Source organism: Janthinobacterium sp. GW460-12-1-14-LB5, assembly GCF_059423585.1.
Genome location: NZ_JBWKYD010000013.1, coordinates 1 through 21700, shown reverse-complemented (window position 1 = coordinate 21700; position 21700 = coordinate 1). Strand labels below are relative to the sequence as shown.

Genomic DNA, 21700 nt, shown 5'->3' with positions numbered 1-21700 from the left:
TATTTTTGAATGCGTTTAAGTGTTGGGATGCTGCGCCGGCCAGTTGGGCAGGCCGGTGAAATCGAGATACGCGGCCGCCGCTTCCGCGCTCGGCTGCGCCAGGCGCGGCACCCTGCCCAGCAGCGGCGCCGGGATGCGCTCGATCAGCGCATCGATATTTTCGTCGAGGAAGCGCATTTCCACTTCCAGGGTGTTGGCGACCCAGCCGATCACCGTCAGGCCGCGCGCTTCGATGGCTTCCACCGTCAGCAAGGCCTGGCTGATGCAGCCCAGACGCATGCCGACCACGAGGATCACGGGCAAATCGAGCTGCTGCGCCAGGTCGGCCGAATCGAAGCCGGGCGACAGCGGCACGCGGAATCCGCCCACGCCTTCGACCACGACGGCGTCCGAGGCGGCGGCGATTTCCAGGTAGGCGGCCAGAATCGGTACCGACTCGATGCTCACGCCTTCCAGCGCGGCGGCGATGTGCGGCGCGGCCGCTTCTTTGAGCATGTAGGGCGTGGTGATATTGCGCAGCATGCTGACGTTGCCGGCGGCGATCAGGCTGTCGGCGTCTTCATTATGCAGTTCGCCGTCGCGCATCTCGGCGCCGGCGGCGACAGGCTTCATGCCGCAGGCGCGCACGCCGCGCGCCACCAGCGCGTGCAGCAGGGCCGACGACGTCAAGGTCTTGCCGATTTCCGTGTCGGTGCCGGTGACGAAACAGGCAAAGCGCGATGGCAGGCCGGTGGCTGCCGGTGCGGGCTGCACGGCCGGCGCCAGGTCCGCCAGCACTTCCGCCACGATGGGGTCATCAAGGCTCATGGCGAGTCCTTTCCAGGGTGTTGACTGCGTTGATCAATTGCGCCACTTCCTGCGCCGTATGGCCGGCCGACAGGGTTACGCGCAGGCGCGCCGTGCCCGCTGGCACGGTGGGCGGGCGGATGGCGCCGACCCACAGGCCTTGCTGGTACAGTTGGGCGGCGATATCGAGCATGTCCGCATTCTCGCCGATGATGACGGGCTGGATGGCGGAGAGCGACGGCAAGGCTTGCCAGCGCTGCAGCTGCAAGCCCTCGTTCCATTGCGCCACCAGCGCCGCCAGGTGCATCCGGCGTTGTTTTCCTTCTTCACCGGCGATGATGTCCAGGCTGGCCAGCAGCGCATGCGCGAGCGCGGGCGCGGCGGCCGTCGTGAAGATGTAGGGGCGCGCCTTCTGGATCAGCGTCTCGATCACGGCTTCATGCGCGCAAACGAAGGCGCCGCCCACGCCGGCCGATTTGCCCAGCGTGCCCACGTACACGAGGTAGGGCGAATGCAGGCCGAAGTGTTCGAGCGCGCCGCGGCCATTGGCTCCCAGCGCGCCGAAGCCGTGCGCGTCGTCGACCACCAGCCAGGCGCCGTACTGTTCGCACAGGGCCAGCAGCGCGGGCAGCGGCGCCAGGTCGCCATCCATGCTGAAGACGCTGTCGGTGACGACGATCTTGGTTTTGGCCGTGCTGGCCGCCAGCAGGGCCGCCAGCGCATCGAGGTCCGCGTGCGGATACACGCGCGTCTTGACGCGGGACAAACGCGTGCCGTCGATCAGCGAGGCGTGGTTCAGCGCTTCCGAGAAGATCTCGGCTTCGGCATCACCGGCCGCCAGGGCCGTCAGCACGGCTAAATTGGCCATGTAGCCGGTGCAGAAATACAGCGCGCGGGCGTTTTCCAGGTTGGCGCCCACGAAATCGGCCAGGCGCTCTTCCAGCAGCGCGTGGGCGCGGCTGTGGCCACTGATCAGGTGCGAAGCGCCGCTGCCGGCGCCATACAGGTCGGCGCCCTCTTTCAGCGCGTCCACGATGCGCGGATGCGCGGCCAGGCCCAGATAGTCATTGCTGCAAAAGGCCAGCATGTCGCGCCCATCGACCGTCAGGCGCGGCGCGCACGGCGTGTCGACGGTGCGGCGGCGGCGGATCAGGCTGCGCTCTTCCAGCCCCTGCAGTTGCTGTTGCAATTGCGCGATCAGTTCCATCTCAGGCTCCGATCACTTTGTTGAAGACGGCCAGCGTCTGCTGGCCCAGGCCCGCGATTTCGGCGTCGTCGAGGATGTACGGCGGCATCAGGTAGACGGTGGAACCGATGGGCCGCATCAGCAGTTCGTGTTCCAGCGCCGTGCTGAAGAAGCGGCGCGAAAAATCGGGCGCCGCATCGACGGCGTCAAACGCCCAGATCATGCCCTGCTGGCGGAAATTCTTGACTTTTTCATGCTGCGCCAGCGGCGCCAGGGCGCGCGTGATTTTCCCTGCGCGTACCCGGTTGGCCGCCAGCACGTCGTCTTCCTCGAAAATCGACAGGGTCGCCAGCGCCGCGCGGCAGGCCAGCGGATTGCCCGTGTACGAGTGCGAATGCAAAAAACCGCGGCGCACGTCGGTGCTGTAGAACGCCTGGTAGATGTCTTCGCGCGTCATCACGAGGGACAGCGGTAAATAGCCGCCGCTGATGCCCTTGGACAGGCAGACGAAATCGGGCCAGATGCCGGCCTGTTCGCACGCAAAGAACGTGCCAGTGCGGCCGCAGCCGACGGCGATTTCGTCGAGGATCAGATGGACCTGATAACGGTCGCACAGGGCGCGCACCAGCGACAGGTACAGCGGGTCGTGCATGGCCATGCCCGTGGCGCACTGCACCAGCGGCTCGATGATGATGGCGGCGATTCTTTCGGACTTTTCCTGGAACAGCCGTTCCACGTCGGCCGCGGCGCGGCGCGCCACGTCCTGCGCCGATTCGTTGTCTGCCGCCTGGCGGAAGTCGGGCGACATCACCGTCTGCGAGGCACGCAGCAGGGGGCCGTAGGCATCCTTGAACAGGGCGACATCGGTGACGGCCAGCGCGCCGATGGTTTCGCCGTGGTAGCTGCCTTTCAGGCAGACGAATTCCTGTTTTTCACCCTTGCCGCTGTTGCGCCAGGCGTGAAAGCTCATTTTCAGGGCGATTTCCACGGCCGACGCCCCGTCGGACGCGTAAAAACTGTGACCGAGCACGCCGCCCGTCAAGGCGGAGAGCTTTTCCGACAGCTCGATCACCGGTTCATGCGTGAAACCGGCCAGCATCGCGTGTTCCAGCCGGTCCAATTGATCCTTCAGTTCCGCATTGATGCGCGGATTCGCATGGCCGAACAGGTTCACCCACCAGGAGCTGATGGCGTCCAGGTAGCGTCGTCCTTCGTGATCATACAGCCATGCGCCGCGGCCGTGGCTGACGGGGATCAAGGGGACCGCGTCGTTGGCCGATGCGTGGTGCTGCATCTGTGTGCACGGATGCCACACGCTGCGCAGACTGCGTTCAACCCAGCCCGATTGTTTTTCTGCTTTCAAAACTGCTCCAATGATTTTCTTAATCCATGCGCTAGCCCATGAGCCAACCCGGCTTGCGCTTGTCGAGGAAGGATTGCACGCCTTCGCGGCCCTGTTCCGAGGCGCGGATTTGCGCGATGCGCTCGGCGGTGTCCGCCAGCAGCGCATCGTCGACGGGCTGGCCGGCGATTTCGCGCACCAGCGTTTTCGCTTGCGCCACGGCGTGCGGGCTGTTGCCCGTCAGCGCCTTGAGCACCTCGGCCGTTTTCGCGTCCAGCGCGCTTGCCTCGACTACCTCGTGGGCAAAGCCGATGCGCAGCGCTTCCCGGGCGGAGAATCGCTCCGCCGTCAGGAAATAGCGGCGTGCCGCGTTTTCGCCCATGGCCTTGATGACATACGGTGAAATAGTGGCCGGGATCAGTCCCAGCCGCACTTCGCTCAGGCAGAAATGCACGTCTTCCGCAACCAGAATGATATCGCATGCGGCGACGAGGCCCATGCCGCCCGCATAGCAGTCGCCCTGGATCTTCGCCACCACGGGTTTCGGACACAGGTAAATCGTGCGCAGCATCTGCGCCAGCTGCAGCGCGTCGGCCTGGTTTTCGGCATGCGTGTAGCCTGCCATCTTCTTCATCCAGTTCAGGTCCGCACCGGCGCAAAAGGCCGCGCCATTGGCCGCCAGCACGATGGCGCGGACCATGTCGCTGCGTCCCAGCCCCTCGAAGGCGCGCGCCAGTTCGGCGATTGTCGTCTCGTTGAAGGCGTTGCGCACGTCGGGGCGGTTCAGGGTCACGGTGGCGACATTGCCCTCGATGACCAGCTTTAAGGTTTCAAATTCCATTCTCTTCTCCCTGAGTGCCGCTTACATGCGGAATACGCCGAACTTCGTGTCCGGGATTTCCGCGTTCAAGGCGGCCGACAGGCCCAGGCCCAGCACCATGCGGGTGTCGGCCGGGTCGATCACGCCATCGTCCCACAGGCGCGCGGTGGCGTAATACGGGTGGCCCTGGTGTTCGTACTGCTCCTTGATCGGCTGCTTGAACGCCGCTTCCTCGTCCGCGCTCCACTCGCCGCCCTTGCCTTCGATGCCGTCGCGCTTGACGGTCGCCAGCACGGAGGCCGCCTGGTCGCCGCCCATGACGGAAATGCGCGCATTGGGCCACATCCACATGAAACGGGGAGAAAACGCGCGGCCGCACATGCCGTAGTTGCCGGCGCCGAAGCTGCCGCCGATGATCACCGTGAATTTCGGCACGGCGGCCGTGGCGACAGCGGTCACCATCTTGGCGCCATTGCGGGCGATGCCTTCGTTTTCGTACTTGCGGCCCACCATGAAGCCCGTGATGTTTTGCAGGAAGACGAGCGGGATCTTGCGCTGGCAGCACAATTCGATGAAATGCGTGCCTTTCAGCGCCGATTCGGAGAACAAGATGCCGTTATTGGCGATGATGCCGACTTTGACGCCATAGATGTGCGCGAAACCGCAGATCAGGGTGGTGCCGTAGCGGGCCTTGAATTCGTCGAAATCGCTGCCGTCGACGATGCGCGCGATGACTTCGCGCACGTCGAACGGCTTGCGCGTGTCGACGGGGATCACGCCATACAGTTCCTGCGTCGGGTATTTCGGCTCGACGGAATCGCGCAAAGCCATCTGCTGCGGTTTTTTGCGGTTCAGATTCGAGACGATGGTGCGCGCCAGCGACAGCGCATGCAGATCGTTCTGCGCCAGGTGGTCGACCACGCCGGACAAACGCGTATGCACGTCGCCGCCGCCCAGGTCTTCCGCCGTCACCACTTCACCGGTGGCCGCTTTTACCAGCGGCGGGCCGCCGAGGAAAATCGTGCCTTGCTCCTTGACGATGATCGATTCGTCGCTCATGGCCGGCACGTAGGCGCCGCCGGCCGTGCAAGAACCCATCACGACGGCGATTTGCGGAATGCCCTTGGCCGACAGGTTCGCCTGGTTGTAGAAGATGCGGCCGAAATGGTCGCGGTCGGGGAAGACGTCGTCCTGGTTCGGCAGGTTGGCGCCGCCCGAATCGACCAAATAAATGCAGGGCAGGTTGTTCTGGTCGGCGATTTCCTGGGCGCGCAAGTGCTTTTTGACCGTCATCGGGTAATACGTGCCGCCCTTGACTGTAGCGTCGTTGCAGACGATGACGCATTCCTGGCCCGAGACCCTGCCGATGCCGGTGATGATGCCGGCGGAAGGCGCCGCGTCGACGCCCTTGGCGTCCTGGTACATGGCGTAGGCCGCCATCTGGGAAAACTCGAGGAAGGGCGTGCCGGGATCGAGCAGCATCTGGACTCTGTCGCGCGGCAGCAGTTTTCCCCGCGCCAGGTGCTTGGCGGCCGCCGCCTCGCCGCCGCCGGCCGCGATCTTTTCCACCTTGTCGCGCAAATCGTCGACGATGGCTTGCATGGCCGCGGCATTGGCCTTGAAATCTTCACTGCGCGGATTGAGTTTGCTTTCGATATGCGGCATTGCGGTTCCTTTTTATGATCGCCCGGTCTCTCGGGTCGCGCTATTCGGGAAAACTGCCGTCGAGATAAAACCAGCGCAGGGCGCCACCGCCCTCGCCCGCCTCGCGCACAAAGCGGCTCACTTCATGCAGGCGGTGCGCGCGGCCGTTGACCTTGTAGCGGGCCACGAATTCGACGGTGTCGCGGTGTATCTCTTCGGCTTGATCTGCTGATTCTGCTTTACGTTGACGTAAACGTAAAGCAGATTTTACCTCAAGTCCCAGCCAGTGGACTTTTTCTTCTTCCGCAAATAAAGCGTCGGCGGGACGGGTGCTGGCATGCCAGGTGGCGCGCAGATACGCTTCATCGCGCAAGGTAAACGCCGTGTAGCGCGAACGCATCAGGGCTTCGGCCGTGGGCGGCAAGGCGTCGCCCGCAATATACGGGCCGCAGCAGCTGGCGTAGGAGGCGCCGCCACAGGGGCAGGCGGACGATTTCGAAGGTGTGGGCATGCGCTGGCGATATGCAACAGAAAAGAGGGAACAGGAAAGTTCCGCAATTATCCGCCATAACGGCGGCGCTGGTCGCCGTTGCTGCCGCTGCGCCTATTTTTGCGGCGCGAGGAAGTCCAGCGCGAACGGCGGCGCCTTGCCCGCCATGAGGTCGGCCAGGATGCGCGCAGTGCCGGCGGCAAAGGTAAAGCCCAGCGGACCGTGGCCCACGTTGAGCCACAGGTTTGCAACTTTGCTGGCACCGACCAGCGGCGCGCTGTTCGGCGTGGCGGGGCGCAGGCCGGCCCAGGCCGTGGCCTGGTCGTAATCGGCGCCGTGGGGCATGGCTTCGCGCGCCAGCCGCGTCAGGCCGGCGATGCGGTTCCAATCGATGCTGTTGTCGGCGCCCACCATGTCGACCATGGCGGCCACGCGCAGGTCGCCGCCTATGCGCGCATACAGCACCTTGCGCTCGAAATCCGTGATGCTGATTTCGGGCGCCCGGTCGCGCGCGCGGATGGGCGCCGTCAGGCTGTAGCCTTTCAGCGGATACAGGGGCAGGTAGACGCCGGCCGTGGCCGCCAGGTCGCGGCTCTGGATGCCGGCCGCCAGCACATAGTGATCTGCCTGCAACAGGCCCAGGCTGGTGTCGACGCCCGTGACCTTGCCCTTGTGCGTGAGGAGGCGGCGCGCCTCGCCTTTCAGGATGAGCGAACAATTCGGGTGCTGCAGCAGGCGCGCTTCCAGCGCCAGGCAAAAGGCGTGGCAATCGGCCACGGCTTCGCCTTCGGTAAAGATGCCGCCGGCCAAAGCGCCCTGCAAGGCGGCCAGCGCCGGTTCGCGCTGTACGGCTTCAAGCGGCGACAAGACGATGCGCGCCTCTTCCGATTCCGGCCGCGCCACGGCGCGCTGGAAGATGGCGGGCGAGCGGTAGACGATGAGTTTGCCGGCATCGCGCCAGGCATACGCTTCGGGCGGCACGGTCAGTTCCAGCTGCGCCATGCCGGCGCGGCTCCATTCGCCCAGCTGCAGCAGCTTGGCCGTCGTGCGGGCATTGCTGGCGCTGTTGCAATTGCGCAAGAAACTGGCCAGCCAGCGCCATTGCCGCCAGTCCGCTTCGGGACGGAAGCGCAGCGGACCGTCTTTCTGCAGCAGCCACTGCAGGGCTTTCAAGGGCACGCCCGCGTCGGCCAGCGGCGCCACATAGCGATAGCTGAGCTGCCCGCCGTTGCGGTAGCTGGCGGCAATCGCCACCTGTTCATTGCGTTCCAGTACTGTGACCTTGTAGCCGGCCTCGGCCAGCCACCAGGCCGATGTCAGACCGACGACGCCGCCGCCGATGATGATGACGTGTTGCTGCATGTTGCCTCGCTGCGTTGCGCCCCCATGGTGCGGGAGCATTCGATGAGAGCTTAGAGGCTGGCCATCACGGGAGCCAATGAAACATCATGGTGCAGCCATAACTTTCAGGAATGCACTATTTTTGTGCGAATTATTCATGCTTGTCAATCGCACCACGGTATAAGGTGGTGAGTATCAATTCCTCGCTGCGGCCCATGGCGGAATACGTGCCCGGATAGCGTTCGGGATCGCTGCCTGTGCCGCCCACCAGCATCACCATGCCATTCTTGTGCTTGAAATCGAGCACGAAGGCGGAGACGAGGCCATACGCGTCGCCCAGGTGGCCGACCGCATGAAAACTGGCGCCCTCGACAAGGCCATTGCCCTGTCCCGCCACGGCATCGAATTGCTGGTTGCCCAGGCCCCAGGCGCGGTACAAGCCCCGTTCGCTGTTGCCATTGCTGTCATCGGGTGCCAGCTGCCATTGGCGGCTAAACATCAGGGCGATGCTGGCCGGCTGCAACAGCTGCTGATTCCGGTAGCGTCCGCCGTCGAGCAGCATCTGCATGACGGTGCCCAGCCCTGCGGCGGAGATGCGCAAGCCGCCCGTGGGACTGAAGACGGTGGCGTTGCTGCCGATCACATAGTTGGCCAGGCCGGCGGGTGGATGCTGGTCAAAATCGTCGGCCTGGGCGATCCATGGCCCGTGCGGCTGCCAGATTTCCGTCTCCAGCGTGCGCTTGCGGTACAGGGTGGCCGTATTGGCGACCTCTTCCGGGGAGAAGGCGGCCGGGTTGTAGCCGCCGCGCACGTCGAGGGGATCGAGCAGCAGGCGCCGCATCAGCAAGTCGAAGCGCTCGCCCGTGACTTGCTCCATCACGGTGCCGATCACGCCCCAGTTCAGGTTGGAATACGTAAAGTAGCGGCCGGGCGCCGCGCTGGAATCCCACATCGCGTCGCCGCCCGCTGTAAACACGTCGCGCAGGCTGCGTTCGGGGCCCCAGGCATAGCCGCCCGCGTCGCGCAGCGAGGAAGTGTGGCTGAGCAAGCTGCGCAAGGTCACGGGCCGCTGGGGAAAGTGCGGGTTGCGCAGGGAAAAGCCTAAATAAATGCCCACGTCCTGATCCAGGCTCAGCTTGCCCTGTTCGACCAGCCGCATCAGGCCCAGGGTCGTCATCATCTTCGAGACGGAAGCGATGCGGAACAGGGTGGCTGGTGTCACGGGCAAATGCTCCGCCGGCGTGGCGCCTATGTGCCGGTAGCCAAATTGTTGCTGATACGATACTTTTCCCTGTCGGATGCCCAGCACGGACAGGCTGGCCAGCGGGTGGGCCGCATCCTCGACGATGGCGGACAGGGCCGCATCAAGCACGCGCTGCTGTTCGTGTTGCACCAGCTGTTCGGTGCCGCTGCCGGGCGGGGCGGCCAGCGCGCTGCAGGTTGTGCCCAGCAGCAGCAAGCCCAGTAACCCCGTCATTTTATTGTGCATGTTTCCCTGTAGTCCGATGTGGTGGAGGCGCCGCCAGCATAGAACGCGATGGTTTCCATGGCTAATGAAAATTGCTTATTTATCTATAATGCAAAGCTATACGTACGGTAAAACATCGTTTTTTTAAATGTATAACCGTTATTTATGCCCATTTTCCATTTATTCATGGGTGGACGGGCTACGCGCAAGCGCCATCGCTATTACACTAGGAGGACAAGGAGAACTGTATGAGCCAGACCAGCGTAGAACTCAAGGTCGATTTAAATGACAATTCGCCTTTATATATGCAGATCGCCCGCAAGCTGAGCGATGACGTACGCAACGGCCGCTACCAGGTAGACCAGGCCCTGCCATCCGAACGTACCCTGTCCGAACTGCTCGACGTATCGCGCGTGACTGCCCGCAAGGCCATCGATCAATTGGTCGAGCAAGGCCTCGTCGTGCGCCGCCGTGGTTCGGGCAACTATATTGCCCCGCGCATCGAGCAGCCCCTGTCGAACCTGTCGAGCTTTTCCGAGCAGCTGCAGCAGCGCGGCTACCGTCCCGGCTCGCGCTGGCTCAAGCGCGAAGTCGTCATCGCCAGCAGCGATGAACAGCTGAGCCTGGGCCTGGCGCAGAACACGAAAGTGGCGCGCCTGGAGCGCCTGCGCCTGGCCGACGACGTCGTGATGGCATATGAAGTGAGCGTGCTGCCGTTCAGCGTGGTGCCGGACCCGGCCGCCATGGGCGACTCGCTGTACGAATACTTGAGCAGCATCAAGAAGGCCCCCGTGCGCGCCTTGCAGCACATCCGCGCCATGAATGCGACGGATGTGCTGGCCAAGCAGCTGGGCATCCCCGATGGCCAGGCCGTGCTGTTCATCACGCGCATCGCCTACCTGGACTCGGGCGAAGCGGTGGAACTGACGCATTCGTATTGCCGCAGCGACCATTACGACTTCGTGGCGGAAATGCGCCGTTCTCCTTAATTCAGCTGCCTGAATTACTGCTGGATCAGGCGGATCATGGATTCGGCCACGCCGACGGACGATTCCCAGCTCATGCCGGTCACCAGCCGGCCATCGACCTCGACGTGACTCTTGCCATTGGCGCCGTGCCGGAAAATGCCGCCATGGCGCTTGATGCTGGCTTCCGCCGAGAAGGGATAGGCCTTGTATACCGGCGATTCCTTGTTGAGATACGCATCGGGGAACGAGGTGAGCACCTTGCCCTGGATCAGGAAAGTCCCGTCACTGAGCTTCAGATTTTTGATGCCCTCGGTGCCATGGCAGATGGCCGCGATCACCCCGCCTTGTTGCTCGTAGATACGCATAGCGATGTCCTGCAGCGGCTTGTTGTCCGGGATGCCGACGATGGCCGCGCCGCCGCCGACGAAAGCCATGCCCGCATACTCGTCTGCCCTGACCTCGGAAACGGGCTTGGTATGGGCCAGTGCCCACATGAAATCACTGTCGTACAGATGCTTTTTGAGCAACTCGTCCGACGTGACGATCATTTCCAGGGGAATGGCGCCTCCCTCGGGACTGACGAAGTCGACCGCGTACCCTGCTTTGCGAAAGGCATCATAGGTATAGGCCAGCTCGGGAAAATTATTGCCCGCGTTAATTTTTGTACCGGGATATTGATGCACATTTGATACGACCAGCAGCACTTTGCGTGCATGGCGCGGGGCTGCGGGCTCGCGATCAGCCGACTTGCTGATGATCTTCCAGTTGCCGGCGATCTTTTTCAAAAGAAAGACATCCACATAGCGTACCCCTTGCTGGGGAATGTGGATCTCGGCCTTGGCGGTGGCCACCTTGCCGCTCGCCTCCACCTTGATCAGTCGCCCGTGGCGCCCATTGAATTGGCCTATTTTCTCCTGGGGAAAGAGTTTGGCGTATTCCGGACCGCTGAGCTCCCATTCCGTATCGTTTTTGCCGTCCAGGTAAAGGCGGGAATTGGTATGGAAGGCCTGGTTGATCTCGTCCGGTACGTTGAAGCTGGTGCCGTGCAGATACAAGCGCACGGTTTCCCGGATGGCATTTTCGTCCTGGTCTGCGGTTGCGGCGGTGCCGGCGGCGGCGCTGCCGAGCAAGCAACAGGCGAGTACCGTTCGCAATAAAAACTGAATCATGACTTTACCCTGAATGAATAACTGCGTTTATCGGAGCAACGACTATTTCAGGTCGTTGCTGGTCGATAAGTTATCGAAATGCAGGGGAGTTGATGTCGCCAAACATGATTTCAGACTCCGGAATGGCGATTCCGGAGCGGTTTTACGCGGAAACGGCCCTGGCCGCTGGGCTGGATTGGGCGCGGAAGCTGGCGGGTGTCTGCCCAGTAACTTTCTTGAAGGCCGAGTAGAAGGTGGAACTGGAATTGAACCCGCAGCGCTCGGCAACGGTATCCATGTTCAGTTGCGGCTCGTCGGCCAAGACCTGTTTCGCTTCGGCGATACGGTATTCGTTGACGTAGGTGGTGAAGCTCTTGCTCAGCTTGTCATTCAGCACCTGCGATACCTGCGCCTGCGTGCACCCCGCCCGTTTGGCCAGTTGCGCCAGGGTGAGGTTCGGATTCAGATAGGATTTCTGCCCGCTCATCTGTTGTTCCAGCGCAGCGAGCACGGCAAGCGCATCTTCGTGCGTCAGGCGGCTGTTCTGGTACTTCTGCCTCGGGTCGGCAGGCGTCGAGGTTTCCTTTCTCAGCAGAAAGACCATGACCGCGACATGCAGCGAGAAGGTAAATGACAAGGCGCCGACAATATACGACGTGAACGGCGTGCTCGCGTATGCCGCCAGCATGACACCGCTGCCTGCAAAGACGCTCAGCAGGAGTACGCTGCCGGTCGCCATCCGCTGTCCGTCGTTCAGCCATGCGTGGCGGCTTTGCCAGAGCAACTTGGCAGTTGCCAGCAAGTAGCATAGCCAGAACACATGAATGGCATGGCTCGACATGTCCCACACAGAACGATACGCGGAATACGGAAAGGCAACGCCTATGCCTATCAGCAGGAAGGACAGGCCGAGATGCCAGCGCCATTCTTGGCCGGCAGGCTGTTGCGCGCGCCCGGCCAGGAACGAGCGTACATACAGATAGGTCAAGGGACCGATCAGCAGGCAGGCCGACAGGCCCAGCTGGCGGAATTCGATGGCGATCGCCGGGTTGAAGTAGAGGAAGGCGGACTTGGCGGTACGCACCCCCACGGCAAGCAGCAATGCACCGAGCATGCAGTCGGCCAGGCAGCGAGGCCGGCGGCTGAAAAAATAGACGGCCAGGAAGATGCCGTTGATGGCGCCCAGGGCGCTAAACAGGAACAGCAATTGGCGAGCGATCATGGGGCGTGTCGTGGATTGTGGCGTCGAACCCAAGTATAGACATAAACGGGAGCGCATCGAAGTACAAGTAGGACACCACGTTCCTGCACCAGCCATAAACTCCCGTTATGCCCGCCCGCCATCCTTTCATGGTTGATCTTGCATATCGGTATTAAACTGGTTTCACCTTCAACCATGTTCTGAAATCATGTTGAAAACTGAAACCCCGAGCCGGCGGCATCCGGATCTGGACCTGTATCCGGTGGAGCAACTGGTGGCGGCGCTGGTCGATGACCAGTTCTGGGCTGTCGAAGCCGTGCGGCTGGCGTCGCCGCAAATCGGAGCGGCCATCACGGCCGCCCTGCCCCGCATCGCCGCCGGCGGACGCCTGCTGTACGTGGGGGCGGGCACGTCGGGACGCCTGGGCGTGCTCGACAGCGTTGAATTGACTCCCACGTTCTCCTGGCCGCCCGAGCGGGCCGTCGCCATCCTGGCCGGCGGCGCGGGCGCCATGTTTACGGCCGTCGAAGGGGCGGAAGATGATGTACAGCAAGGCGAGCGCGATGTGCTGGCCCTGTTGCCGCAAGTAAATGACGTGGTGATCCTGCTGGCCGCCTCGGGCGCCACGCCGTACGTGCTCGGTGCGCTGCTGGCCGCGCGCAAGGCCGGCGCCTTGACGATAGGCATCGCCAATAATGTGGACGCCCCCGTGGCGCACGAGGCGCAATGCGGCATCGTGCTCGACACGGGTATGGAAGTCATTTCCGGCAGCACGCGCCTGAAAGCGGGCACGGCGCAAAAAATCACCCTGAACACGATTTCCAGCGCCCTGATGGTCGGTTTGCACAAAACTTACGGAAACTTGATGGTAGACTTGAAGCCGACCAACGCCAAGCTGATCTGGCGGGCGGTGCGTCTGACCATGCATGCCACGGGCGCCAGCGAGGCGCAGGCCAGGGCCGTGCTGGAGCAATGCCACTATCACGTCAAGGTGGCGATTGTTGCCTTGATCAAAAAAATCAACACAAACCAGGCACAGGCATTGTTGGCCGGCGCGGACGGCAGTGTGCGGGCAGCACTGGCGGCGTGATCCGATGGCGCGGCATTCTTCTGTCTGGGAGACAAAGAAGGATGTATGGAGCTAGTGAAACAAGCCGCCCCGGCGCGCAAAAATAATCCGTGGCTGTGGATCCCATCCCTGTATTTCGGCCAGGGCATACCCTATGTCGTGGTCATGACCTTGTCCGTGATCATGTACAAGAATTACGGCTTTTCCAATACGGATATCGCGCTGTACACAAGCTGGCTGTACTTGCCCTGGGTCATCAAGCCCCTGTGGTCGCCTTTCATCGATATGTACCGCACCAAGCGCTTCTGGATTGTCGGCTTGCAGCTGGTGATCGGCGCCGCGCTGGCGCTGGTGGCCCTGACGACGTCCCTGCCCCATTTCTTCCAGATCAGCCTGGCCGTTTTCTGGCTGATGGCCTTCAGTTCCGCCACGCATGATATCGCCGCCGACGGCTTTTATATGCTGGGCCTGGAAGAGCACCAGCAGGCGGCCTTCGTGGGTGTGCGCAGCACGTTTTACCGATTGGCGATGATCGCGGGCCAGGGCGGCTTGGTGTTTCTTGCCGGCTACCTGACGCATGCGACGGGCAATGTGCAGCTGGCCTGGTCCGTCGTGTTCGCGATTCTGGCGGGATTGTTCATCGCCCTCTTCCTCTACCACTATTTTATCTTGCCGAAACCCAAGGACGACCGCCCCAGCATCCAGGGTGCCGGTATTTCCCCGTTGCAAGAGTTCATCGCCACCTTTGCCGCCTTCTTCAAGAAGAAGGATATTTTCGTCATCCTGGGATTTTTGCTGCTGTTCCGCCTCGGCGAAGCGCAACTGCTGAAATTGGCCGCGCCCTTCCTGCTCGACCCGGTCGCCAAGGGCGGCCTGGGCCTCAGTACGGAACAGGTGGGCCTCGTCTACGGCACCATCGGCGTGATCGCCCTGACCCTCGGCGGCTTGCTGGGCGGATTCATCATTTCCCGCTTCGGCTTGAAACGTTGCCTGTGGATCATGGTGCTGTCCGTGCACTTGCCCGACCTGGTCTTCGTCTACCTGGCCAGCGCCTTGCCCAGCAACATCTATGTGATCGCTGGTGGTATTGCGTTGGAGCAATTTGGCTATGGCTTCGGTTTCGCTTCTTATATGTTGTACATGATCATGGTGTCCGATGGCGCCCATAAAACGGCCCATTACGCCATCTGCACGGGCTTCATGGCCCTGGGCATGATGTTGCCGGGCATGGCCAGCGGCTGGATACAGCAAATGCTCGGCTACCAGCACTTCTTCATCTGGGTCTGCATCGCCACCATTCCCGCTTTCATCATGGCCGCGCTGGTCAAGATCGATCCGGAATTCGGCAAGAAGGCCGAGGCCTGATTCTTTTGAACTGTGCGCCCGCAAGGATGGCGGGCGCACAGTAAAATGCCCCACCGATAGACCTGCGCTCCACCACTGCAAGGAATTGTTTTGTTGTCTACTTTCAAAAAACGCCTGGGCACCACGGCCGGCGTACTGGCCGCGCTGGCCACCGCCACATTGCTCAGCAGCTGTACCAGCACCAAACTGCCCTCCGCAGTGACGCCAGGCGAAGCGGGCTTGCCGGCTGTGCCGCCCGTGCAGCACATCACGGGCGAAGTGCCGCCGCCGGCGCCGCGCGAGTTCCGCGCCGCCTGGGTCTCGACGGTGGCCAATATCGACTGGCCCAGCCGCAGCAATTTGCCGGTCGCCAAGCAGCAAGCCGAGGCGATCGCCATCCTCGACCGCGCCAAGTCCTTGAATCTGAACGCGATTGTGCTGCAGGTGCGTCCCAGCGCGGACACGATTTATCCTTCGCAACTGGAACCGTGGTCGGAATACCTGACGGGCAAGCAAGGCCAGCCGCCGTTGCCCCTGTATGACCCGCTGGCTTTCTGGGTGGCGCAGGCGCATGCCCGGGGCCTGGAATTGCACGCCTGGTTCAATCCCTACCGTGCCCGCCACGCGACGGCCAAGTCGCCGCTGGCGCGCGACAGTTTCGCGTCCACCAACCCGGCGTCCGTCAAACAATACGGCCGCTACCTGTGGATGGACCCGGGCGACGCTGCCGCCTCGAAGCACACGACGGACGTGGTGCTGGACGTGGTGCGCCGCTACGATATCGATGGCGTGCACATCGACGATTACTTTTATCCGTATCCGATCGACGCGCCTGGCGCCGGTGCCGGTGCGGAAACGGCCGCGCTGGACGCGGGCAATGGCGGCGCCAAGCGCGAACTGCCTTTCCCCGATGAACCTTCCTGGCAGCAATATCTGCTGGCTGGTGGCGATCTCGACCGTGCTTCGTGGCGCCGCCAGAACGTCAATCAGCTGATCGAAGCTTTATATACCGGCATCCACCGCGAAAAGAGCTGGGTGCGTTTCGGCATCAGTCCGTTCGGCATCGGCCGTCCCGACCGCCGTCCTGCCGGCATCGTCGGCTTCAGCCAGTACGATAAATTGTATGCGGATGCGGAACTGTGGCTGGCCAAGGGCTGGCTCGATTATCTGTCGCCGCAGCTGTACTGGCCCGTGGCGCAGGCGCCGCAAGCGTTTGGCGTGCTGCTCGACTACTGGCTGGCGCAAAATCCGTACGGCCGCCACGTGTGGCCCGGTTTATATACGAGCCGCATCGACAATTCCGCCAAATCCTTCACGCCGCAAGAGATCATCAAGCAGATCGAAGTGACGCGCACGCGCCCCGGCGCGAATGGACAAGTGCATTTCAGCATGGTGCCGCTGATGCAGAACCGCAAGGGTGTCAGCGAGCAACTCAAGGCGAGCGTGTATCAAAGCCCTGCCCTGATTCCCGCCACGCCATGGCTGGGCAAGGAAGCACCGGGCACGCCCGTGCTGGCCTTGCGCCGCGATTCCGCCAGCCTGAACGTCAAATTGACGTCGGGCGGCGGCAAACCCGTGGCGCAGTACGCCGTCTGGGCCCGTTATGGCGAAGACTGGCGTTTTACCGTGGTCACGGGCGTGCAAAGCGAGCTGACCCTGGTCGATGATGCCACCGGCAAAGTCAATGCGGTGGTGGTCAGCGCCGTGGACCGCCTCGGCAATGAAAGCCCCCGCGTCACCGTGCGCGAACCGTTTACGGCCCCCGCCAAGTAATTTGTTGCCGGATCACCGGCAGTCCATAACCTGCAGGCATGAAACATGCGTAAGCTTTCATGCCTGCAAGCTCCGCTTGGCTTTACACTCATGCCATGATTTCCTTCCCTGCAACCAATACTGACACTGCCGTGCTTGGGCTGGGCATCGACGCGGGCGGCACGCAGACGCGCTGGGCCCTGGCCACCGCCGATGGCGTCATCGTGGCCGACGGCGCCGTGGAAGGCTTGTCTGCCTTGCAAATGAGCAGCGATACGGGCCGCGCGGCCGTGCACGCCACGTTTGCCGGGCTATGCCAGGCCGTGCTGGCCGTCGGCCAGCCGCGCGCCGTGGTGGCGGGCTTGACGGGTTTTGGCGGCGACGACCTTGCGCTGGCGCAAATGTTGTCCGCTTTGCTGGCGCTGGATGCTGGCGACGTCAGCATCGGCAACGATATCGACATCGCTTATCGCGACAGTTTTGAACCAGGCGAAGGTTATCTGGTCTACGCTGGCACGGGTTCGATTGCCGCCTGGATCGATGCGGATGGCGTGTTTCACCGCGCGGGCGGGCGCGGCGTGCTGCTCGACGATGGCGGCGGCGGCTACTGGATCGCGCGCGAAGCCTTGCGCCACATCTGGCGCCGCGAAGACGAGGCGCCCGGCAGCTGGCAAAGCTCGCCCATGGCCGGGGCCGTGTTTGCGCATATCGGCGGCAGCGACTGGTCGCTGTCGCGCAATTTCATGTATGGCCAGGACCGGGGCGCCATCGGCCGCCTGGCGCTGGCCGTGGCCGCCAGTGCGGATGCCGATCCGCTGGCGCTGGACATCTTGCAGCGCGCGGGACAGGAACTGGCGCGTTTGGCCCTGGCCCTGACGATGCGCTATGGCCCCCGTCCCGTGGTGCTGGCGGGCCGCGCGGCGCAATTGCACCCGGTTATCGCGGCTGCCATGCGTGCCGCTTTGCCTGTATCGTTGCAGATGGAGCAAAAAGTTGCCCGTTCGCATGAGGCCGCGGCCAAGGTGGCAGCCCGGGCAGCGGGCCAGCGTACTGGCAAGAACTGACTATTTTATTAACCCGAACACGGATCTTTCATGAAAAAAATCGCCCTCGCCCTGCTGGTGGCCCTGCTCTCCGCCTGTACCACGCCCGCGCCGCACCTCGACCATAGCTTGACGGCGCGCAGCCAGAGCCCGCGCGTAAAATTCATCGTCATTCATTACACGGTCAGCGACTTGCCCCGCTCGATCAAGATCCTGACGGAACAAGTGGTCAGCAGCCATTATTTGCTGACGGACACGGACAAGCCGAAGTTTTACGTCTTGGTCGACGAGTCGCGCCAGGCCAATCATGCGGGTGTGAGTAACTGGAAGACTTATACACAGCTGAATGTCAGTTCGATCGGCATCGAGATCGTCAATCCCGGCTACAAGGACACGCCGGAAGGCCGCCTCTGGTATCCGTTTCCCCAGGCACAGATCGATGAGCTGATTCCGCTGCTGAAAGATATCCAGGCCCGCTACAACATCGCGCCGGAAAATATCCTCGGTCATAACGAGATCGCCCCGCAGCGCAAGCAGGATCCGGGTCCGCTGTTTCCATGGCGTCAGCTGGCCGATGCGGGCCTGATCGTCTGGCCCGATGCCAACCGTGTCGCCGCGCAGCGCCTCATTTTTGAGCAGCAAGTGCCGGATGCAGTCTGGTTTCAGAAAAAGCTGGCCCAGCATGGCTATGCGACGCCGCAGACGGGCCTGTTCGACGAAGCGACGCGCAATGTACTGATCGCCTTCCAGATGAAATACCGCAATACGCGCTTTGACGGCATGCCCGACGGCGAGACGGCAGCCTTGCTGGAAGTGCTGACGACACCGGCCGCAGCTGTTGTAGCAAAGTAGCACGGCCGTTCCAGCCCATGACTTTTTCTTATATGCTGAACGTTGACGGCCCAGGCGGCCACGGCAAGGTAAAGGAATAGCTCATGCGGCTGCGTCATATCGAAGTGTTTCACGCCATCATGCAAGTTGGCACCATCAGCGGTGCGGCCCAGGTGCTGCATATCTCGCAGCCGGCCGTGACCAAGGTCTTGCAGCATTGCGAGTTGCAACTGGGCATGCCGCTGTTCGAGCGCGTGCGGGGCAAGCTGTATCCGAAGCCCGAGGCGCATCGTTTGTTTGTCGAAACGGAAAAACTCAACCGCGATTTATTGGGCATCCGCCGCCTGGCGGCCAGCCTGAAGGGCCACGCGGTGGAAACCATCCGTTTGGTGTCCACGCCGACGCTCGCCATTAGCGTCTTGCCGTTTGCCATGACGGAATGGCGCCGCGACTTTCCCCACACGCGTTGCCAGCTGGCTACCCACCACACGGGCGAGATCGTCAATACCCTGCGCCTGGGTGAAGCGGACTTGGCCGTGTCGCTGCAAGACCCGCGCCATCCGGGCATCGTGGCCGAACCCATTGCGCACGGCGTCATGACGGTGATCGCCCCCGCCGGCACCTGGCATGCGGCCGATTGCGGCACACCGTTGACGGCGCATGGCCTGAATGGCGAGCTGATCGGCCATGCGGACAACGATCCGCTGGGCGAACTGGTGGTCGCCGCCTGCGAGGCGCAGGATATCCACCCCGTGTTTTCTACCGTGGTGCAGACCTATCAAATCGCCCGTTCCCTGGTGGAAGCGGGTGCCGGCATGGCCGTGGTCGACCCGTTTACGGCCGCGTCCGGTTCACCCGAGCGGCTGCAGCGCCGTCCCTGGGCGCCCACGATACCGATCCAACTGTATTTATTGACGGCGAGCCACTCGCCGCTGTCGCATGGCGCGCGGCGCCTGGCAGACAGCATCGGCGTGGCGGCGCGCAACTGCCTGGAAAGAGGAGTCTGATGTCTGTTGCAAGTTTGCAATTGGAAGCGGTCGGCAACGATCCGCAATTTCGCCACCTGAGCAGCATCGCCGGCATCGCCGTCGACTTGCGCTATGCCACGCCCGACAATTTCGTCGGCCGCGACTTATACAGCCCCATCGATTGCGCCTGGCTGCACCGCGACGCGGCCGCCGCGCTGGAGCAGGCCGTGGCCTGGCTGGCCGCGCATCGTCCCGATCACCATTTATTGGTGCTCGATGCCCTGCGCCCGCAACGCGTGCAGCAGCAGCTGTGGGATGCGCTGCAGGGAACGGAGTTGCTGGGTTACATCGCCGAACCGTCGCGCGGCTCGATCCACTCGTTCGGCATGGCGCTCGACATCACCATCGTGGGGCCGGACGGCAGGGAACTGGACATGGGCACGGGCTTTGACGATCTGAGTGAGCGCTCGCATCCGGCGCTGGAGCTGGCTTTGCTGGAGAAGGGGGAAATTACGGAGGAGCAAGTGGAGCATCGCCGCTTGCTGCGCGACGCCATGTTCCAGGCGGGTTTCTTCGGCATCAACAGCGAATGGTGGCACTTCGATTGCGGCGACCGGGTGCTGGTGCGCCAGACCTACACCCGGGTACTCTGATTAGAAGACTTTTAAGCCCTTCAGCATCACGATCAGGATCAATACAGGCGAGACAAAGCGCAGCAGGAACAGCAGCACATGCGCCAGGGTTTGATTCTGCAACTGGCCGTGATTGCTGATTGCCTCGATAAAATGCTGCTTGCCCCAGGCCCAGCCTGTAAACAAGGCAATGGCGATGCCGCCCACGGGCAGGAAGATATTCGACGAGACGAAGTCGAACAGATCAAACATATTCAAATTAAACAGCTTGAAATCCGTCAGGGTGCTGTTGCTCAGGGCGCACACGGAACCGAGCACGGCCAGCAGCAGCATGGTTACGACTGTGGCCTTCGTGCGCGTCCAGCCGAAGCGCTCATGGAAAATCACCACGGGCACTTCCATCAGCGACAGCATCGCCCCCGTGGCGGCCACGGCGGCCAGGATGAAGAACACCACCATCAGGGCTTGCCCCATGGGAATTTGCGAAAACACGGCGGGAATCGTGATGAACACCAGCGACGGTCCCGCACTGGGGGCGAAACCAAATGTGAATACGGCGGGGAAGATGGCGATACCGGCCAGCATCGATACACCGAGGTCGGCCGCCATCACGCGCAAGGTGGTGACGGGGATATTCTGGTCATCGCGGAAATAGCTGCCGTAGGTCATCATCGTGCCCATGCCGACGGACAATTTAAAGAAGGCCAGGCCCATGGCCGTCAGCACGACGGAAGCCGTCAGCTTGGAAAAATCAGGGCGGAACAGGAAGGCCAGTCCTTCGCCCGCTTTATCGAGCGACAGGCTGACCGCGCACAGCAGCAGCAACAGCAGGAACAGCAGCGGCATGAGTTTCTTCGCAATCGCCTCGATGCCCTTGGTCACGCCCAGCATCAATATGCCGCCGATAAACAGCAGCACGCCCCATTGCCACAACAGCGATTGCAAAGGATTGCTGATCAGGGAGGCGAAAGCCGCTTCCGTCACCAGCTTGTCGCTGCTCAAGATGGAGCCATCGATGGCCTTGGCGATATAGGCAAACACCCAGCCCACCACTTCCGAATAAAACGCGACGATCAGGAAGGCGGCGACCATGCCGATGAGGCCGACCAGCCACCAGGGCTTGCCCTTCGGTGCCAGCCGTTCCATGGTGGAGATGGGATTGACCTTGGCGCGGCGCCCCAGGGTGATTTCCGCGATCATCACGGGCAATCCCACTAACAAGGTAGCGAGCAGATAGATGAGCAGGAAGCCGGCGCCGCCATTGGCGCCTGTCAGATAGGGGAACTTCCAGATATTGCCGAGACCGACTGCGGAACCGAGGGTGGCGGCGAGCACGCCGAAGCCAGTGGTAAAGCCAGCTCGTTTCAGGGTCAGGCCTGATCCTTGAGCTTGTTGTTTCATGGTGAATCTTCTATGGTTCTATATATAGGCAAGCGCCGTTTGGCGCGGAGGGGGCGAAATTGTAGCAGTTGGCCGCAAATACCCCGGAAAAGCCTTGCTTCCACTGAGGCGCTTTGCTATAGTTCGCCTCCCCAATGAGACGCAGTCAAATGCGGCAGTTGAGGATCACCGGAAACGGCGATGAGTAGTAAAAGAAGGAGTTGACGGATGTAGTGAAATGCTTCATACTCTTCCTTCTTCGCAGCTGACAAACACAACGCTTTGTC

At 62.3% G+C, this 21700-nt stretch carries 19 protein-coding genes; 8 read left to right on the top strand and 11 right to left on the bottom strand.

The window, feature by feature from the left end; all coding sequences use genetic code 11:
• Positions 1–15: 15 nt before the first annotated feature.
• The 8 genes from bioD to AC07X6_RS14830 form a co-directional block, all read right to left on the bottom strand.
• A complete protein-coding gene (gene bioD, locus AC07X6_RS14865) occupies positions 16–807 on the bottom strand; it encodes a dethiobiotin synthase (protein ID WP_494791464.1) in 792 nt (263 codons plus the stop codon).
• Positions 797–1993: an 8-amino-7-oxononanoate synthase gene (bioF, locus tag AC07X6_RS14860; protein ID WP_494791463.1), complete on the bottom strand. Its 1197-nt coding sequence runs from the start codon at positions 1991–1993 to the stop codon at positions 797–799. The genes bioD and bioF overlap by 11 nt, the downstream gene beginning before the upstream one ends.
• 1 nt (position 1994) lies before the next feature.
• Positions 1995–3335: an adenosylmethionine--8-amino-7-oxononanoate transaminase gene (gene bioA, locus AC07X6_RS14855; RefSeq protein ID WP_494791462.1), complete on the bottom strand. Its 1341-nt coding sequence runs from the start codon at positions 3333–3335 to the stop codon at positions 1995–1997.
• Between the two features lie 31 nt (positions 3336–3366).
• The gene (locus AC07X6_RS14850) at positions 3367–4155 is read right to left on the bottom strand and encodes an enoyl-CoA hydratase/isomerase family protein (protein WP_230540006.1); all 789 of its coding nucleotides are present in this window, start codon (positions 4153–4155) and stop codon (positions 3367–3369) included.
• Between the two features lie 21 nt (positions 4156–4176).
• Complete coding sequence (locus tag AC07X6_RS14845) at positions 4177–5799, bottom strand: carboxyl transferase domain-containing protein (RefSeq protein ID WP_230540005.1); 1623 nt, start codon at positions 5797–5799, stop codon at positions 4177–4179.
• Positions 5800–5839: 40 nt separating this feature from the next.
• A complete protein-coding gene (locus AC07X6_RS14840; RefSeq protein ID WP_494791461.1) occupies positions 5840–6289 on the bottom strand; it encodes a YchJ family protein in 450 nt (149 codons plus the stop codon).
• Positions 6290–6382: 93 nt separating this feature from the next.
• Positions 6383–7669: a D-amino acid dehydrogenase gene (locus tag AC07X6_RS14835; protein WP_494791460.1), complete on the bottom strand. Its 1287-nt coding sequence runs from the start codon at positions 7667–7669 to the stop codon at positions 6383–6385.
• A gap of 91 nt (positions 7670–7760) precedes the next feature.
• Complete coding sequence (locus tag AC07X6_RS14830; protein WP_494791459.1) at positions 7761–9086, bottom strand: serine hydrolase domain-containing protein; 1326 nt, start codon at positions 9084–9086, stop codon at positions 7761–7763.
• A gap of 239 nt (positions 9087–9325) precedes the next feature.
• On the opposite strand from AC07X6_RS14830, the gene AC07X6_RS14825 reads away from it, so the two are divergent.
• Positions 9326–10066, top strand: a complete 741-nt coding sequence (locus tag AC07X6_RS14825) for a GntR family transcriptional regulator (RefSeq protein WP_230540001.1) — start codon at positions 9326–9328, stop codon at positions 10064–10066.
• A gap of 14 nt (positions 10067–10080) precedes the next feature.
• Here AC07X6_RS14825 and AC07X6_RS14820 read toward each other — a convergent pair whose 3' ends face one another.
• On the bottom strand, positions 10081–11214 hold the full coding sequence (locus AC07X6_RS14820) for a nuclear transport factor 2 family protein (protein ID WP_494791458.1): 1134 nt from the start codon (positions 11212–11214) through the stop codon (positions 10081–10083).
• Positions 11215–11356: 142 nt separating this feature from the next.
• Positions 11357–12415: a helix-turn-helix transcriptional regulator gene (locus AC07X6_RS14815; RefSeq protein ID WP_494791457.1), complete on the bottom strand. Its 1059-nt coding sequence runs from the start codon at positions 12413–12415 to the stop codon at positions 11357–11359.
• A gap of 187 nt (positions 12416–12602) precedes the next feature.
• On the opposite strand from AC07X6_RS14815, the gene AC07X6_RS14810 reads away from it, so the two are divergent.
• The 7 genes from AC07X6_RS14810 (at position 12603) to AC07X6_RS14780 (ending at position 20054) form a co-directional block, all read left to right on the top strand.
• Positions 12603–13484, top strand: a complete 882-nt coding sequence (locus AC07X6_RS14810) for an N-acetylmuramic acid 6-phosphate etherase (RefSeq protein WP_494791456.1) — start codon at positions 12603–12605, stop codon at positions 13482–13484.
• Positions 13485–13529: 45 nt separating this feature from the next.
• On the top strand, positions 13530–14828 hold the full coding sequence (locus tag AC07X6_RS14805; RefSeq protein ID WP_494791455.1) for an MFS transporter: 1299 nt from the start codon (positions 13530–13532) through the stop codon (positions 14826–14828).
• 90 nt (positions 14829–14918) lie between these two features.
• On the top strand, positions 14919–16580 hold the full coding sequence (locus AC07X6_RS14800; protein WP_494791454.1) for a glycoside hydrolase family 10-like protein: 1662 nt from the start codon (positions 14919–14921) through the stop codon (positions 16578–16580).
• Positions 16581–16675: 95 nt separating this feature from the next.
• Complete coding sequence (locus AC07X6_RS14795; protein ID WP_494791453.1) at positions 16676–17623, top strand: N-acetylglucosamine kinase; 948 nt, start codon at positions 16676–16678, stop codon at positions 17621–17623.
• Positions 17624–17653: 30 nt separating this feature from the next.
• Entirely contained in the window at positions 17654–18454 is an 801-nt protein-coding gene (locus AC07X6_RS14790) for an N-acetylmuramoyl-L-alanine amidase (protein ID WP_474293636.1), read from the top strand.
• Between the two features lie 83 nt (positions 18455–18537).
• Positions 18538–19440, top strand: coding sequence for a LysR family transcriptional regulator (locus AC07X6_RS14785; protein WP_070288989.1), 903 nt, complete (start codon positions 18538–18540; stop codon positions 19438–19440).
• Positions 19440–20054, top strand: a complete 615-nt coding sequence (locus AC07X6_RS14780) for a M15 family metallopeptidase (RefSeq protein WP_494791452.1) — start codon at positions 19440–19442, stop codon at positions 20052–20054. Before AC07X6_RS14785 ends, AC07X6_RS14780 begins: the two co-directional genes overlap by 1 nt.
• Here AC07X6_RS14780 and AC07X6_RS14775 read toward each other — a convergent pair whose 3' ends face one another.
• Positions 20055–21434 (bottom strand): sodium-dependent transporter, encoded by a 1380-nt coding sequence (locus tag AC07X6_RS14775; protein ID WP_494791451.1) that lies wholly within the window; start codon positions 21432–21434, stop codon positions 20055–20057.
• Between the last annotated feature and the right edge of the window lie 266 nt (positions 21435–21700).

Excerpts from the sequence above, each read along its gene's own strand:
- AC07X6_RS14790 (WP_474293636.1), top strand. The coding sequence starts at position 17,654 with ATGAAAAAAATCGCCCTCGCCCTGCTGGTGGCCCTGCTCTCCGCCTGT.
- AC07X6_RS14820 (WP_494791458.1), bottom strand. The coding sequence starts at position 11,214 with ATGATTCAGTTTTTATTGCGAACGGTACTCGCCTGTTGCTTGCTCGGC.
- AC07X6_RS14830 (WP_494791459.1), bottom strand. The coding sequence starts at position 9,086 with ATGACGGGGTTACTGGGCTTGCTGCTGCTGGGCACAACCTGCAGCGCG.
- AC07X6_RS14805 (WP_494791455.1), top strand. The coding sequence starts at position 13,530 with ATGGAGCTAGTGAAACAAGCCGCCCCGGCGCGCAAAAATAATCCGTGG.
- AC07X6_RS14845 (WP_230540005.1), bottom strand. The coding sequence starts at position 5,799 with ATGCCGCATATCGAAAGCAAACTCAATCCGCGCAGTGAAGATTTCAAG.
- AC07X6_RS14815 (WP_494791457.1), bottom strand. The coding sequence starts at position 12,415 with ATGATCGCTCGCCAATTGCTGTTCCTGTTTAGCGCCCTGGGCGCCATC.
- AC07X6_RS14775 (WP_494791451.1), bottom strand. The coding sequence starts at position 21,434 with ATGAAACAACAAGCTCAAGGATCAGGCCTGACCCTGAAACGAGCTGGC.
- AC07X6_RS14825 (WP_230540001.1), top strand. The coding sequence starts at position 9,326 with ATGAGCCAGACCAGCGTAGAACTCAAGGTCGATTTAAATGACAATTCG.
- bioD (WP_494791464.1), bottom strand. The coding sequence starts at position 807 with ATGAGCCTTGATGACCCCATCGTGGCGGAAGTGCTGGCGGACCTGGCG.
- AC07X6_RS14780 (WP_494791452.1), top strand. The coding sequence starts at position 19,440 with ATGTCTGTTGCAAGTTTGCAATTGGAAGCGGTCGGCAACGATCCGCAA.
- AC07X6_RS14785 (WP_070288989.1), top strand. The coding sequence starts at position 18,538 with ATGCGGCTGCGTCATATCGAAGTGTTTCACGCCATCATGCAAGTTGGC.
- AC07X6_RS14840 (WP_494791461.1), bottom strand. The coding sequence starts at position 6,289 with ATGCCCACACCTTCGAAATCGTCCGCCTGCCCCTGTGGCGGCGCCTCC.
- AC07X6_RS14850 (WP_230540006.1), bottom strand. The coding sequence starts at position 4,155 with ATGGAATTTGAAACCTTAAAGCTGGTCATCGAGGGCAATGTCGCCACC.
- AC07X6_RS14835 (WP_494791460.1), bottom strand. The coding sequence starts at position 7,669 with ATGCTCCCGCACCATGGGGGCGCAACGCAGCGAGGCAACATGCAGCAA.
- AC07X6_RS14810 (WP_494791456.1), top strand. The coding sequence starts at position 12,603 with ATGTTGAAAACTGAAACCCCGAGCCGGCGGCATCCGGATCTGGACCTG.
- AC07X6_RS14795 (WP_494791453.1), top strand. The coding sequence starts at position 16,676 with ATGATTTCCTTCCCTGCAACCAATACTGACACTGCCGTGCTTGGGCTG.
- bioF (WP_494791463.1), bottom strand. The coding sequence starts at position 1,993 with ATGGAACTGATCGCGCAATTGCAACAGCAACTGCAGGGGCTGGAAGAG.